Origin of the sequence: Bacillus cereus group sp. MYBK15-3 (genome assembly GCF_051916765.1) — a bacterium.
GTDB classification, from domain to species: Bacteria; Bacillota; Bacilli; order Bacillales; family Bacillaceae_G; genus Bacillus_A; species Bacillus_A cereus.
Map to the genome: position 1 here is coordinate 733,514 of NZ_JBQAHG010000002.1, position 14,749 is coordinate 748,262.

The window sequence follows — 14,749 nt, forward strand, 5'->3', positions numbered from 1 at the left end:
TTTTTATGCCGTTAATAGGAGAGAGATGTTAATTTTCGCAAAAATTAACAGAATTTATTGATAATTTAGTTAATTTAAAATATAATCCAAGTATGAACTTGTCATAAAGGGGGAAGGAAACATGGAAACGAGGCAACAATGGGGAACGAGAGCTGGATTTATTTTTGCAGCGGTCGGATCTGCCGTTGGATTAGGAAACATATGGCGTTTTCCTTATACAGCGTATGAAAATGGAGGAGGAGCATTCTTTTTACCGTACTTATTTGCATTATTAACGACTGGTATTTCATTGTTAGCGTTTGAGTTTGCCCTTGGTCATCGTCATCGTGGTTCAGCACCACTTACATTTTTCCGTATTAGCCCGCGTGCCGAATTTATTGGATGGTGGCAAATGTGCGTAACATTTATCGTTTCAACATATTATGCAGTGATTATTGCTTGGTCTATATCGTATACATACTTTGCAATTACTGGAGCATGGGGAAAAGACACGCAATCATTTTTATTTAAAGAGTACTTACATGTTGCAGATAAGCCAGGGCAATTTGGAGGACTTGTACCGGAAGTATTAATTCCATTAGCTCTCGTTTGGATTATTGTACTTGGCGTTGCATTTAAAGGAGTTAAAAAAGGAATAGAAGTTGTTAACCGTATATTTATTCCTTTATTAGTTGTTATGTTCCTTATTATCGTCGTTCGTGCAGTGACGATGGAAGGTGCTATGCAAGGACTAGATGCATTCTTTAAACCAGATTGGAGTCGTATTTTTGATGGGAAAGTATGGCTTGCTGCTTATGGTCAAATATTCTTTAGTTTATCTTTAGCATTTGGAATTATGATTACGTATTCTAGTTATTTACCGAAAAACTCGGATACAACAAATAATGCCTTTATTACTGGATTTGCAAACTCAGGATTTGAATTATTAGCAGGTATTGGGGTCTTTGCAGCTCTTGGATTTATGGCGAATAATATGGGAGTACCGGTTGATAAAGTAGCAAGTGCTGGCGTTGGGCTTGCGTTCGTAGTATTTCCGCAAATTATTAATGAATTGCCGATGTCACCGTTGTTTGGTGTATTATTTTTCTTATCGTTAACGGTTGCTGGAATCACATCACTTATTTCACTCGCGGAAGTATGTTTTGCCGCTGTATCTGAAAAATTCAGTTTAAGTCGGGAAAAAACCATTGGAATTATGGGAACCCTTCTCGTGTTAGTTTCTCTTGTATTTGCAACACGTGGTGGGCTTATGTTCTTAGATGTTGTCGACTATTTCGCTAATAATTTCGGATTAATTACAATTGCACTTGCGGAAGTAGTGACGATAGGGCTCATTTTACGTCGTTTACCAGTTTATCAAAATCATGCAAACTTTGTATCTGATATTAAATTAGGAATGTTTTGGAGAGTGAGTTTACTCGTTATTACTCCGCTTATGTTAGGGTATATGCTAATTGATGGTACAATCCAAAATATTAAAAAGAATTATGGAGATTATCCGACTGAGTTTGTTGTAACGTATGGTTGGTCGATAGCAGCAGCCTTCCTTATTGTTGCGCTAATTATTAGTCTAAAGAAATGGAATGCACAAATACATTCGGATTCTGCCAAGCTTGAAAAAGAATGGAAAGATCGAGGTGTTTCATAATGAGTGGATCAGCAATTATGATGATGGTTATTGGAATAGTAGTCATTTGGGGAGGGCTTGCATTAAGTATTGCAAACTTATTTAAGAAAAAGGCATAAGTAAAAAACATCTGTACCGAAATGGTGCAGATGTTTTTTTATGAAAAAATTGTATTAGAAAAAAATTCAATAACCATACTACAACTACGAGGAAGAGTGAAGGGGTGAATGAAAGTTGGAACAAACGATTTATATTAAAATGCGCAATCGTTTAAAAGTTTCTCCTACTTATGAAGTAAAGCTGGGCGATGTTGCTCAACTTGCCGGAGATTCTTCCGTAGTTGAGTTGTTACAAAATGAGATAGTTTACAAAATAACAGCGCATGATAAGACGCATGTTGTAATTGATGTTATGAAAGTAATTGAGATTATTCAACAGAAAGCATCTCATCTACAAATTAATTTACTCGGTTCTGGACAAACTCTTGTTGAAATTATATACGAAAAAAAGAAGACACACCCAATTTTTTTCGGGCTTGTATGGCTATTACTTTTCATTGGAGCGGCCCTTGCGATCATTTATTTCCATGAAGATGTAAGTATGCAACAAGTACATCAACGGTTATATTACATGATTACTGGAGAATTTAATGCGCAACCACTTTTATTTCAAATTCCTTATTCTTTAGGTCTTGGCTTAGGGATGGTTTTATTCTTTAATCATGTATTTCAAAAGCGAATTAATGAAGAGCCGAGTCCGCTAGAAGTTGAGATGTTTCAATACCAACAGTCACTTGATCAGTATGTAATCGTTAATGAAAACAAGGATAATATGAAACAACTTACCGATGATTGAGTCTGGATTTGTTATTTTAATTGGTTTAGCTGGAGGGATTGCGGTAGGTAGCGGATATGTCGCATTTTTAGCTGTACTTGGTATAATCCCCCGTTTAGCCCAATTAACGAGAAGTGGAAAGCATATTCAATATTTTGAGTGGGCAGTCATTGCAGGTACTTTAACAGGGGCTTGGTGCAGTTTGAAAAACATTACATTTCAAACGTCGCAATATTGGCTCGTTATATTAGGGATATTTTGTGGCACGTTCATTGGAATGCTTGCTGCGGCATTAACAGAGGTGTTAAATGTTCTGCCTATTTTAGCGAAACGAGTAGGGGTAGAGGGGAAGATTATTGTTTTACTCGTTGCCCTTGTACTTGGGAAAGTAATAGGATCGTTGTTTCACTGGATTTATTTCGTAAAGTAGGAGGCAGTATATAAATGACAAGTCAGAAATTGAAGGATGATTACATAAATAAAGTGAAGGAGTATCATCCAAAGCCAAACTATTTACTAAATTGTATCAAAGCATTTCTTGTAGGTGGACTCATTTGCACAGTTGGAGAAGTATTGATGAAATTTTATATACATTATTTTCACTTCAGTGAACAAGAGGCAGGAAACCCAACTGTTGCAACCCTTGTTTTATTATCCGCGATTTTAACAGGGTGTGGTGTATATGATAAAATCGGTCAATTTGCTGGAGCAGGATCAGCGGTACCGGTAACGGGATTTGCAAATTCTATGGCGAGCGCTGCCTTAGAACATAAGAGCGAAGGGGTTGTTCTAGGGATTGCTACAAATATGTTTAAACTGGCAGGAAGTGTGATTGTATTTGGGGTTGTTGGTGCATATGTCATTGGGTTAATAAGGTATACCTTTAAAATTTTTATGTCTTAAAGGAGGGGCTAGTATGAGGTTGACCGGAAAACAAACGTGGGTATTTCAAAATGATATATATGTGAATGCAACGGGTACTGCTGTCGGTCCGAAAGAAGCTGAGGGCCCTCTTGGGAAAAAATTTGATATTTCATATGATGACTTGCATTGTGGAGAAGAAAATTGGGAGCTCGCCGAACGAAGATTAATGTCAGACTCAATTCAACAAGCAGTGCAAAAAGGGAATATAAAAACATCGCAAATTGATTTCTTTTTAGCGGGAGATTTATTAAATCAAACAGTGACAGCAAATTATGTTGCGCGTAAGTGGGGCATTCCTTTTTTAGGAATGTTTAGCGCTTGTGCAACGTCTATGGAGACTTTAGCAGTTGGCTCAGCTTTTATAGACGGTGGATTTGCAAATCGTGTCTTAGCTACAGTAAGCAGTCATAATGCAACGGCTGAAAGACAATTTCGCTATCCAACAGAGTACGGTGGGCAAAAACCAGGGACAGCAAATTCAACTGTGACTGGTGCAGGATCTATATTAATTAGCAATGAAAAAAGTGCAATTAAAATTACGTCAGCTACTATCGGAAAAGTGCAAGATTTAGGAATTACAAATCCTTTGGATATGGGGGCAGCGATGGCTCCAGCAGCAGCTCATACAATTCAACAACATTTTGAAGATTTAAGAAGAAGTGCCGATGATTATGATTTGATTGTTACGGGTGATTTATCAGCTGTTGGGACGCCGATTGCGAAACAACTTTTACTTGAGGAAGGTTATGATCTTGGGCATATATACAATGATTGTGGATTGATGATTTATGAATCAAGTCAAGAAGAAGTGTTTGCAGGTGGTAGTGGTTGCGCTTGTTCAGCAGTTGTTACGTATGGCCATTTATTACACGAGATGCAAAAAGGGAATTTACAACGAATTTTTGTCGTTGCGACTGGTGCATTATTAAGCCCGATGATGATGCAACAGAAGGAAACGATTCCAACAATTGCACATGGTGTCGTATTTGAGAGAGTTAAAGGAGAGTGAATTGTGGATTTTATATATGCATTTCTTGTAGGTGGATCTATTTGTTTAATTGGGCAACTATTGTTAGATTTCGTAAAGTTAACACCAGCTCATTTAATGGCAACTTTTGTAGTCATCGGAGCAATTTTAGATGGATTTGGATTGTACGATAAACTAATAAAATTTGCAGGTGCTGGAGCGACAGTCCCTATTACAAGTTTTGGACATTCACTATTGCACGGAGCAATGCATGCAGCAGAAAAACATGGATATTTAGGAATTGGTATTGGCATGTTTAGTTTAACGTCTGCGGGCATTTCCGCAGCGATATTGTTTTCATTTTTTATAGCACTTATATGTAAACCGAAAGGATAAATCAAATGAGACGAAGGGTTGTTTTGGTCACAGATGGAGATGAATATGCAAAGCGGACAATTGAGCTTTTAACGAAGGAATTTGGGGGAAGGTGTATTTCAGCATCACAAAGTAATCCAACCAAATTGACAGGGAAAAAAGTTGTTGAGCTTATTATGCAAACGCCATATGACCCTGTATTTGTCATGTTTGATGACAGTGGATTTATTGGAGAAGGATCTGGTGAAAAGGCATTAAAATATGTGGCTACCCATAAACAAATTGATGTGCTCGGTATTTTAGCAGTAGCGTCTAATACGCATCATTGGGAATGGGCACGTGTAGATGTAAGTGTAGATCGGAACGGGAATTTAACCGAATACGGTGTTGATAAATTTGGACTTCCAGATGGTGAAATTGGCAGGATTAGCGGAGATACAATATATTGTTTAGACGATTTAAATGTTCCTGTCATTGTTGGAGTCGGTGACATTGGTAAGATGTGTGGAAATGATGAATGGGAGAGGGGATCACCTATTACGAAGAAAGCAATTCAATTAATTTTGGAAAGGAGTGGTTTTTATGACGAAGCCTAAAAAAGTGGATATCCCTATATCAACTTTCATAAGTGACAATGAAAATTATTTAAAGCAGACAGTTGGACTAGGCGTTACATACGATGTCGGCATTCGTAAATTTCAAATTTTGAATAAAGAAATTGGTGTGTTATTTGTAAACGGACTTTGTGATACAAATTATATTATCCCTATTTTAGAAGAAGCGGTGGATACAAATGAGATAAGGGATGTAGAAGAAGATACAGTGAAGCTTTTAGAGAATCGCTTAATCCATCAACAAGTAAGTAAAGTGAAAACGATGGATGAGGTAATGCTCCAAGTATTATCAGGACTGATCGTGATATTTGTGGAAGGTGAAACGGAAGCGTTCGCGATCGATGTTCGTAGTTATCCAGGGCGAACACCGACAGAACCGGATACCGAAAAGGTAGTACGAGGTGCGAGGGATGGATTTGTTGAAAATATCGTTGTAAATACAGCGTTAATTCGTAGGAGAATTCGAGATCCACGTCTTCGAAATGAAATGGTTCGAGTAGGAGATAGATCGCAAACGGATATTTGTATTACATACGTTCAAGATGTTGCAAATCCAGATTTAGTAAAGATTATAAAACAAGAATTAAATAACATCGATGTAGATGGAATTACGATGGCGGATAAAACAGTAGAAGAATTTGTTGTAAAGCAAAGCTATAACCCATTCCCACTTATTCGATATACAGAAAGGCCAGATGTAGCAGCAAATCATCTACTAGAAGGACATGTGTTAGTACTTGTTGACACATCGCCAAGTGCTATGATTACACCGACAACATATTTTCATCATTTACAGCACGCGGAAGAGTTTAGACAAAATCCAGCTGTCGGTACATTTTTACGCTGGGTGCGCTTTTTAGGTGTTATATTCTCGTTATTTTTATTACCATTTTGGTTAGTGTTTGTATTTGATCCAACTCTTTTGCCAGCAAATCTTGCTTTTATTGGACCGACTAAGATGACGCATTTACCAATTTTATTACAGGTGTTAATGGCAGAGGTCGGACTTGAGTTTTTAAGGATGGCAGCCATTCATACTCCAACGCCGTTATCGTCTGCAGCAGGGTTAATTTCCGCTATATTAATTGGTCAAATTGCAATTGATGTAGGTTTGTTTGTGCCAGAAGTAATTTTGTATGTAGCAGTTTCGATGGTTGGTGCATATGCAACACCGAGTTATGAACTAGGATTAGGGAATAAGGTTGGGAAATTGTTTGTTATTATTTTAACAGGTCTCTTCCATGAGATGGGATTTGTAATTGGTATGACGATATTAATTTTATTTTTAACGTCTATAAAAAGTTTACAAACACCTTATTTATGGCCGTTTTTACCATTTGATTGGGGCGCGTTAACAAAAATTTTACTCCGTCCAACGATGTCTAGTTTAAAAGTACGACCAAGTATTGTAAGACCTCAAAATGTAAAAAGACAAAAATAAACGGGATTATACACCCGTTTATTTTTTTTAGCAAAAATTTATTATTTTTTAACAAAAATCAAACATTTTTTGTGTACACTTAGAGTAGATATTGTGTATGAAAGGGGAAGAGGACATGATTAAATTATTTGTAAGTGATTTAGATGACACGCTCGTTTACGATGTGAATCATATGCAAAAAGAAGATGAACGTGCGCTGTGTTGGTTAGCTGAGAAAGGGACAAATATTTGTTTTGCCTCTGGCCGCTTTACACACAGAATTGATGAAGTTGTAAAAAGGTTTGCATTCCCATATTACACAACTGGCTTAAATGGAGCGACAATGTTACTTCCAGATGGAAATTTATTTCATGAATCGAGTTTTGAAAATGTGGTTGCCCAGGAAATATATCGATATATACATAAAAAAGGACTAGCGGATATTGTTTGTGCAAATGAGCAGCGATATACAAAAAGGAAGAATGAACATCACCATAATTTTGAAGCATATATGGGCGTGCATATCGCTGAAATTGAAGCGTTAGAAGAAGAGTTTGGTAAGACTGTACACCCTGCAAAATTGTTTGTTTTTGGAGAAGAAGAGAAAATTGTGACGTTAGATCAAGAGCTACGAGATACGTTTCAAGGCGAAGCGGAAGTTTTTATATCAGGTAAACGCTATGTTGATATTATGCCAAGAGGCGTGAGTAAGGGGAGTGCTCTAAAGCGACTAATGGATCATTTGCAAATTGAAGCAAATGAAGTTGCTTGTATTGGAGATTCTTTCAATGATATTTCTATGTTTGAAGTAACCCCGCATTCATTTACTCTTCATCATGCCCATCCATATGTAAAGGAGAAAGCAAATCATATAGTGCGTTCGGTTGAAGAGGCTGTTATGAAATTACCGTTACTTGTATAAAAAAGAAGCCCGTCATTGGCGGGCTTCTTTTTTACTTGAATAAAGATTTAACAAAATCAATGATACTTGAGAAGAAATCTTTCACTTTATCTAGAAAACTTTGCCCTTCTTCAGATCCTAAAAAGGCAGAAACATGTTCTTTTGCTTTGTTTAATTGACTACCAACTTGATTCCAATCGATATTAAGATTCTTCATTTTATCAAATAACGATACTAAGTTATCTAACTGTTCATCTGTTAATGTAATGCCGAGTTGGTCAGCAATTTTTTTAATTAATGAACGTAAATCTTCTGTTGTTTTTGGCTGTTCTTTTGCAATTTCTTCTTTAATTTTTGCAACAAGTTGAACTGCTTTTTCTTCACCAATTTTATCACCAAGCTGGGCTGTTTGTACCATTTCTTCATTCGCTACTTTTTTAACTTCTTCAGGAATTTGTTTATTGGACGCAGTTTCGTATGCTTTCATTAATCCAGTTAAAGCTGCAGTTCCTGAAACTTTAAAAGGTGCAGTAATTTGAATTTCTGCATCTTTTACACCTGCTGTAATCAAAGCGTTAGTGTACATTGCATCTGTTACCCAGTTAATGTTCTTTGATCGTACAATAAGACCAGATCCTGGTTTTGTGTATGTAATCATAGAAGAAGAAATTGCTCTCGTACCAATTTGTGCTTTTGGAACAATGCCTTCTAGAAATTTATGTTCTTCCGCATTAGATACAGTGATAATTGTAGCATCTTTTGGTGCTTTCATTTCTTTTAACAGATCTTGTTTTTGTTGTTCGGATAAGTTCTCTCCTAATGTAACAATTGATTCTCCCTCGATGATGTCTGCAAATGAAGCTGTTGGCATCATAAATACCGTTACAGCTAATAGCAGAGCTAATAATTTCGTTTTCACGAAAAATCGCTCCCTTTCTCTTTCTAAAATTTTCGGGCAACAAAGTTATTATAGTATATATTTCTTATTTGTCACCTAGCTTTTTCCACATTTCAAAAAAGAAGTATCTAGATTGTCGGATTCTTTTTGTTTCTAGTCATGAATGTGGTAATATAGTGCTGAGATAATTGAAAGGAGACATATACGCATGAAAACTTTAGGATACATATTAATGGAAAACGGTGAAAAAATCGACTTGGAATTTTTCCCAGAAGAAGCACCGAAAACAGTAGAAAACTTTAAAAAATTAGCAGAGCAAGGATTTTATGACGGTGTTACATTCCACCGTGTTATTCCTGGCTTCGTAAGCCAAGGTGGAGACCCAACAGGTACAGGTGCAGGTGGCCCAGGTTACTCTATTCCATGTGAAACTGATGGAAACCCTCATAGACACCTTGTAGGATCACTTTCTATGGCTCACGCTGGCCGTAACACAGGCGGTAGCCAATTCTTTATCGTTCATGAGCCACAACCGCATTTAGATGGTGTTCATACTGTATTTGGTAAAGCAACAAGCGGTATTGAAACAGTATTAAAAATGCGTCAAGGCGATGTAATGAAAGAAGTTAAAGTTTGGGAAGAATAAGGTAAGGAAAAAGAGAGCTTTTGCTCTCTTTTTTATTTTTAATGAGATTGAGTACTTCTTCTACAGCTCATCATACAAGTAGTATTGTTGCTAAAATATATTGCTTGTGAGAACAAACCTTTAACCAATTACATAGAATACATTACATTATATGTTTCAATAAATATTTTTTGTTATATTAATTTTGCTAGAATTGTGCTGCTTTAGGGTAACTATAAATGAAGTGCTGTTGAATGATATGTTTCTTTCCATTCCATATAAAATTTTCTTTTTTTAACTCTATTTATTAAAGGAATAGTGCTGAAACATAGATTTGACTTTCTTCTTTTCGCTTTGTATGATTATCAAGTTGTTTTAGACTCTTCTCACTCTGTTGAAAATATTGTAAAATGAATGTGATATGAAAAGAGTGATTGAGGGGATTACTAGTTTGTAACTTTTGTAAGAAGGGATAAGGGTTATGTTAATTCGTTTTAAAAAAAGTTATGAAAAAATTGCAATGGGGCTTCTTTCGTTTATGCCAACTGAAAAAGATGTGAAAACATTACAATTGACAATGAAAGAATATGAAGCAAAAGATGATTGGCAATTGTATTTGTGGAAAGAAAATGAAGATTTTGTTGGAATAATGGGGATTGTAAAAAAAGAGAATCAAGTATTAGAAATTCAGCATTTGAGTGTGAACCCGTCTCACCGTCATGTGGGGATTGGGACGAAGATGGTTCAAGAGTTAAAGAGTAAATTTCTTGAGTTTACAATTTGCGGAAATGAGCAAACGGCAAGTTTTTGCGAAAAATGTAAAGGGCTAGAACAAAATATACATTCGTGAAAGCAGAGATAAGTAGTTTATTATCTCTGCTTTCTTTTTTGTAATTGTTCGTTTCGTTCAGTAATGACCTCTGTGCGATCACGCATAGTGTGCTTGTTTATAATATATTCACCTGGGATAGCATTCAAGTCTTTCCAAGAGAGGTTTTGTTTTTGACATAACTTTATGCACTGCTTCTCTAACGATGGATCTGATAAGGGTAAAAATAAAGGTACAAAACGTTCTTTTTTATGGATAGATTGCAATCTTTCATTGAGCAAGGAAAGAAGTTGTACTTGATTAATCCCTAAACGTTGTAAAGGCACACCGCTTTTTTCTAAAATTGTGATTGCGCTTTTCATCATTTTTGTGGAACCATTCCAATTAGCACGTCTTTGGTGGTATAAAGAAACTGCGATTTGAATGAGACCAACTAAGTAATGATCACGATTACCTCTTGGTTTTGTTTTCCAATACTCTTCTAGTATTTCGTGGCATTCAAAATAGTCATAATCTCCATGGAAATGAATTAAAAATTGTATGTATTCGGTAGGATACATGTTTTCTCGCTCCTATCTAACGGTTATACATATAAGTGTATCATAGAAATATGAACAATAAACGACTAGGAGGTTTCCCCCTAGCCGTTATTGTTCATATTAGCAGAAGCAAGCTGCTCCTACAATAATTAGTAAAATAAACAGTACAACAAGTAATGCGAACCCACCGCTAAAACCACAATCAACGTGACCCATAGTTTTTTGACCTCCTACATTGTTCTTACTACACTGTTATCATATGAAGTGGTGGGCATGATGACATAGGCATCGGTCTATTTTTAATTAAATTTCTTAAAAAGGTTGGATAGAACATGAGTATGCTCTATACTTATGTTGTTATAGAAAAAATGTGGTGGGATGCTTTGTGCAATATAATTTTAAAGTAGAGGCTTTTGAAGGGCCGTTAGATCTATTGTTACATTTAATACATCGTTATGAAATTGATATATATAATATTCCTGTAGCAGATATTACAGAGCAATATTTATCTTATGTGCATACGATGAAAGAACTTCAATTAGATGTTGCAAGTGAGTATTTAGTAATGGCTGCAACGTTATTACAAATTAAAAGTAAGATGTTGTTGCCGAAACATGAAGAAGATGTACTTGATAACGGTGATGATTTTATAGATGATCCTCGTCAAGAATTGATGGAGAGGTTAATTGAATATAAGAAATATAAGCAAGTTGCTACTGAGTTAAAAGAAAGAGAACAAGAAAGAGCACAGCTATATACACGTCCACCAATTGACTTTACATCGTTGCAACAAGAAGAGGAGACAAGCTTACCTCTTGATGTTACGTTATATGATATGCTAGCAGCATTTCAAAAATTAATGCGCCGTAAAAAGGCAAAAAAACCTGTAACAACACGTATTACTCGTCAAGAAATACCAATTGAACAGCGAATGACTGATATTTTAAAGCAGTTAAAAATAAAGGGTGGTCGCCAAAGTTTTTACGATTTGTTTGTTGATGATGAACGTGAAATAATGGTTGTAACATTTTTAGCAGTTCTGGAACTTATGAAAAATCAACAAATCATAATTGAGCAAGAACATAATTTTGATGAAATTTTCGTATCAAGCTCTAATAAATCTGCATAGAGCAAGTATGTGAAAATGGGATAGAAACATTTTATCTCATGCTATGTTTTAATGTATCGTTTGGAACAAGAGAAAAAATATTGAACCGAACGCATTAATTGTGATTCGGTTTTTTGATGTGTATTTTTATGGGAAAATAGAAGGAAGGAGCTCGTGAAATGGATAGGAAAGAACAAAAGTCAATTATTGAAGGCCTTTTATTTGTTTCTGGTGATGAAGGGATTTATCCAGAACAAATAGCAAAAGTTCTTGAAATCGAAATGAATGAAGTAATTAATATTTTAGAAGAAATGCAACAAGAATGTGAAGGTGCAAACCGTGGTTTGCAAATTGTACAGTATGCAAAAGTATATCGTTTTGCTACAAAGAAAGAACATGCTTCATATTATCAAAAATTAATAGATACACCAACAGCTGCTTCACTCTCACAAGCTGCCCTCGAAACTTTAGCGATTGTTGCATATCGCCAACCAATCACAAGGACTGAAATGGAAGAGATTAGAGGAGTTAAAACCGATAAGGCGTTACAAACGTTGGTTTCACATTTACTTATAAAAGAAATGGGAAGAGCAGAAGGACCAGGGCGTCCTATTTTATACGGAACAACAAAAGAATTTTTGGACACATTTGGATTGAAAACATTAGATGATTTACCACTGCTTTCTGAAGAGAATGAACAAATGAATGAAGCAGATTTATTCTTCGGTTCCTTACAAGAGATATCGAAATAAAAGCTTAGCATTTTGCTAAGCTTTTTTTGTATATCAATTATTTACAGTGCCATACTAAATGAAAAAAGGAGACGAGTTATGAGAGGTATGCGGATTATTTTATTATTAGTTTCTGTTTTATTATGTTTTTCTTTAAATAGCGCATCAGCTAAAAGGTATATGATGTCCATTCATACTACGTCTCCTTTACATATGCATCGGCAACATCTTAGTAAAATGAAAGTGAGCTTTTTAAAAGTGGGGCAAGGTGACGCAACACTTATTATAATGCCAAATGGACAAACAATGTTAATTGATGGAGGACCTTATGAAGCAGGAGAGGTTATTATTCAGAAATTAATTGAGAAAGGGATTAATCATTTAGATGTAATTGTCAGTACGCATCCCGATATGGATCACATAGGGGGGTTAATTCCAATTGTAGAGCAAATGCCGGTATCGCTTATATTAGATAGCGGAAAAACATATAGTTCTCTTACTTATCATACGTATCGGAATAATATTAAAAAAAGAGGGATACCTTTCGTTTCAGTAAAGGAAGGACAATATATACCGCTGGATCCACATGTTTCTATACAAGTATTAAACAACGGGAAATCAAAAGATGAAAATAATGAATCCTCAATTGTTTTAAAGGTGCGATATGGAAAAGCGGATTTTTTATTAATGGGTGACGCGGATGTACGGACAGAACATGAAATATTAAAACAATTTGATGTCCATGCAGATGTGTTAAAAGTGGGGCATCACGGCTCATATACTTCAACAAGTGAAACGTTTATAAAAAAAGTGGAACCGCAGTTTGCTATTTTGTCGTACGGGAGTAGTAATCCGTATGGACATCCTCACCAAAGTGTAGTGAAACGCTTAAAAAGGCACGGTATAATGGTATATAGAACGAATAAACGTACAGTAGAAATGGAAACAGATGGTGAACATATTATGTTAGAATCTAGCGGGTTAATGCCATTATTGAAGTGATTTCTAGATTAGGGGGCGATACTGTCCCTTTTTGGAAAAATGAATAATATATATTATAATTATAAGAGACGTAAGAAATTTCCTTTTCTGTTGAATAAAAAGGAAATTTCATTAGAATGTATAGACAACTACTCGTGCGTATATTAAGATGGAACTAGGCGAATAAGGTAATAATAACAAGTAGGTAATTCATGGGAAAGGATCGATGAAAATGAAAACGCAAATTGTCATCAATGCCAAAATTTACACAGGTCAAGAAATAGTGGAAAACGGATTTATTCGTTACGCAGAAACCATTAAAGAAATTGGTTTGATGGCTCAATATGTACCACAAGAAAATGAAACTGTTTTTGATGCTACAGGGAAGATTGTAATTCCAGGTATGATCGATGTTCATATTCATGGTGGATACGATATTGATGCGATGGATGCAAATAGCGATGGGTTAGTAACTCTAGGTAAAGAAATGTTAAAAGAAGGGGTTACAACTTACTTCCCAACAACAATGACACAAGCTCCAGAGGCAATTGAAGCAGCGTTAACTGCTGCAAAAGAAGCAAAAGAAAAAGGAGCGCATTTCGAATATATTCACTTAGAAGGACCTTATGTTTCAAAGAAACGTGCAGGTGCACAACCACTTGAACATATCGTTCCTGCAAATATTGAGCAATTTAAACAATGGCAAGAAGCAAGTGGGAATTTAATTAAATTAGTAACATATGCACCAGAAGAAGAGGGAGCGTTAGAGTTTGAACAATATCTTGCTGAAACTGGTGTAGTTGGCACAATGGGGCATACAGATGCAATTGATGCGCAACTAAAAAATAGAAAGATTACACATGCGACACATTTATACAATCAAATGCGTGGATTACATCACCGTGAACCAGGAGTTGTTGGTCATGTGTTATTAAATCCAGATGTAATGGTTGAAGTAATTACAGATGGCATTCATATTCACCCTGATATGGTGAAATTAGCATATAAGTTAAAAGGACCAAAAAAAGTAAGTGTTATCACTGACGCAATGCGTGCAAAGGGTCTTGAAGATGGATTATATGAGCTTGGCGGACAGCCAGTACATGTAAAAGATGGTAGTGCTCGATTAGAAGATGGAACATTAGCTGGTAGTATTTTAAAAATGGATCAAGCTTTCCGAAATGTAATTGAATTTACAGGTTGTTCAATCGAAGATGCAGTACTGATGACATCAGTTAACCAAGCAGAAGAGTTTGGATTAAATAATAAAGGTGCATTAGCGGTAGGAAAAGATGCAGACTTTGTTGTGATGAATGAAGATTTACATGTATATGATACGGTTCGTTTAGGAATTCATATGAAGGAAGGGAAGTAAT

Annotated in this window: 19 protein-coding genes; 16 read left to right on the top strand and 3 right to left on the bottom strand. The window is 35.8% G+C overall.

Annotated features, from left to right (window positions below):
- Positions 1–121: 121 nt before the first annotated feature.
- The 10 genes from ACTFR8_RS12330 (at position 122) to ACTFR8_RS12375 (ending at position 7,683) form a co-directional block, all read left to right on the top strand.
- Positions 122–1,648: a sodium-dependent transporter gene (locus tag ACTFR8_RS12330; protein WP_100619290.1), complete on the top strand. Its 1,527-nt coding sequence runs from the start codon at positions 122–124 to the stop codon at positions 1,646–1,648.
- Complete coding sequence (locus ACTFR8_RS12335) at positions 1,648–1,746, top strand: methionine/alanine import family NSS transporter small subunit (RefSeq protein WP_000016826.1); 99 nt, start codon at positions 1,648–1,650, stop codon at positions 1,744–1,746. The genes ACTFR8_RS12330 and ACTFR8_RS12335 overlap by 1 nt, the downstream gene beginning before the upstream one ends.
- 115 nt (positions 1,747–1,861) lie before the next feature.
- Positions 1,862–2,482, top strand: a complete 621-nt coding sequence (locus tag ACTFR8_RS12340; RefSeq protein ID WP_000438366.1) for a stage V sporulation protein AA — start codon at positions 1,862–1,864, stop codon at positions 2,480–2,482.
- Positions 2,475–2,891 carry a stage V sporulation protein SpoVAB gene (spoVAB, locus tag ACTFR8_RS12345; RefSeq protein WP_000572936.1) on the top strand — a complete coding sequence of 139 codons (417 nt, stop codon included), beginning with the start codon at positions 2,475–2,477 and terminating at the stop codon, positions 2,889–2,891. Before ACTFR8_RS12340 ends, spoVAB begins: the two co-directional genes overlap by 8 nt.
- Before the next feature lie 14 nt (positions 2,892–2,905).
- On the top strand, positions 2,906–3,364 hold the full coding sequence (gene spoVAC / locus ACTFR8_RS12350; protein ID WP_000203811.1) for a stage V sporulation protein AC: 459 nt from the start codon (positions 2,906–2,908) through the stop codon (positions 3,362–3,364).
- Positions 3,365–3,377: 13 nt separating this feature from the next.
- Positions 3,378–4,394 (top strand): stage V sporulation protein AD, encoded by a 1,017-nt coding sequence (spoVAD, locus tag ACTFR8_RS12355; RefSeq protein WP_001241163.1) that lies wholly within the window; start codon positions 3,378–3,380, stop codon positions 4,392–4,394.
- A gap of 3 nt (positions 4,395–4,397) precedes the next feature.
- A complete protein-coding gene (spoVAE, locus tag ACTFR8_RS12360) occupies positions 4,398–4,748 on the top strand; it encodes a stage V sporulation protein AE (protein ID WP_025966313.1) in 351 nt (116 codons plus the stop codon).
- Positions 4,749–4,753: 5 nt separating this feature from the next.
- Positions 4,754–5,323, top strand: coding sequence for a stage V sporulation protein AE (locus tag ACTFR8_RS12365; protein WP_001254415.1), 570 nt, complete (start codon positions 4,754–4,756; stop codon positions 5,321–5,323).
- Positions 5,310–6,782 carry a spore germination protein SpoVAF gene (gene spoVAF, locus ACTFR8_RS12370; protein ID WP_000165596.1) on the top strand — a complete coding sequence of 491 codons (1,473 nt, stop codon included), beginning with the start codon at positions 5,310–5,312 and terminating at the stop codon, positions 6,780–6,782. The genes ACTFR8_RS12365 and spoVAF overlap by 14 nt, the downstream gene beginning before the upstream one ends.
- A 97-nt stretch (positions 6,783–6,879) precedes the next feature.
- A complete protein-coding gene (locus ACTFR8_RS12375; protein ID WP_001987215.1) occupies positions 6,880–7,683 on the top strand; it encodes a Cof-type HAD-IIB family hydrolase in 804 nt (267 codons plus the stop codon).
- Positions 7,684–7,714: 31 nt separating this feature from the next.
- On the opposite strand, the gene ACTFR8_RS12380 is transcribed toward ACTFR8_RS12375, so the two are convergent.
- Entirely contained in the window at positions 7,715–8,581 is an 867-nt protein-coding gene (locus ACTFR8_RS12380; RefSeq protein ID WP_000850515.1) for a DUF1002 domain-containing protein, read from the bottom strand.
- A gap of 187 nt (positions 8,582–8,768) precedes the next feature.
- On the opposite strand from ACTFR8_RS12380, the gene ACTFR8_RS12385 reads away from it, so the two are divergent.
- Positions 8,769–9,206 carry a peptidylprolyl isomerase gene (locus tag ACTFR8_RS12385; RefSeq protein WP_000853782.1) on the top strand — a complete coding sequence of 146 codons (438 nt, stop codon included), beginning with the start codon at positions 8,769–8,771 and terminating at the stop codon, positions 9,204–9,206.
- 460 nt (positions 9,207–9,666) lie between these two features.
- Positions 9,667–10,035, top strand: coding sequence for a GNAT family N-acetyltransferase RibT (gene ribT / locus ACTFR8_RS12390; RefSeq protein ID WP_000908401.1), 369 nt, complete (start codon positions 9,667–9,669; stop codon positions 10,033–10,035).
- A 20-nt stretch (positions 10,036–10,055) separates the two neighbouring features.
- On the opposite strand, the gene ACTFR8_RS12395 is transcribed toward ribT, so the two are convergent.
- A complete protein-coding gene (locus ACTFR8_RS12395) occupies positions 10,056–10,574 on the bottom strand; it encodes a DUF309 domain-containing protein (RefSeq protein ID WP_000283594.1) in 519 nt (172 codons plus the stop codon).
- Between the two features lie 99 nt (positions 10,575–10,673).
- Positions 10,674–10,769: a YjcZ family sporulation protein gene (locus tag ACTFR8_RS12400; RefSeq protein WP_000510194.1), complete on the bottom strand. Its 96-nt coding sequence runs from the start codon at positions 10,767–10,769 to the stop codon at positions 10,674–10,676.
- 169 nt (positions 10,770–10,938) lie between these two features.
- Here ACTFR8_RS12400 and scpA point away from each other — a divergent pair, with 169 nt between their 5' ends.
- From scpA to nagA, 4 genes are all read left to right on the top strand, one after another.
- Complete coding sequence (scpA, locus tag ACTFR8_RS12405) at positions 10,939–11,682, top strand: segregation/condensation protein A (protein ID WP_001199753.1); 744 nt, start codon at positions 10,939–10,941, stop codon at positions 11,680–11,682.
- Between the two features lie 158 nt (positions 11,683–11,840).
- Positions 11,841–12,413 carry a segregation/condensation protein ScpB gene (gene scpB, locus ACTFR8_RS12410; protein WP_000375170.1) on the top strand — a complete coding sequence of 191 codons (573 nt, stop codon included), beginning with the start codon at positions 11,841–11,843 and terminating at the stop codon, positions 12,411–12,413.
- Between the two features lie 78 nt (positions 12,414–12,491).
- On the top strand, positions 12,492–13,394 hold the full coding sequence (locus tag ACTFR8_RS12415) for a ComEC/Rec2 family competence protein (RefSeq protein ID WP_001214829.1): 903 nt from the start codon (positions 12,492–12,494) through the stop codon (positions 13,392–13,394).
- A 211-nt stretch (positions 13,395–13,605) separates the two neighbouring features.
- Positions 13,606–14,748, top strand: coding sequence for an N-acetylglucosamine-6-phosphate deacetylase (gene nagA / locus ACTFR8_RS12420; RefSeq protein WP_001987227.1), 1,143 nt, complete (start codon positions 13,606–13,608; stop codon positions 14,746–14,748).
- Position 14,749 lies beyond the last annotated feature (1 nt).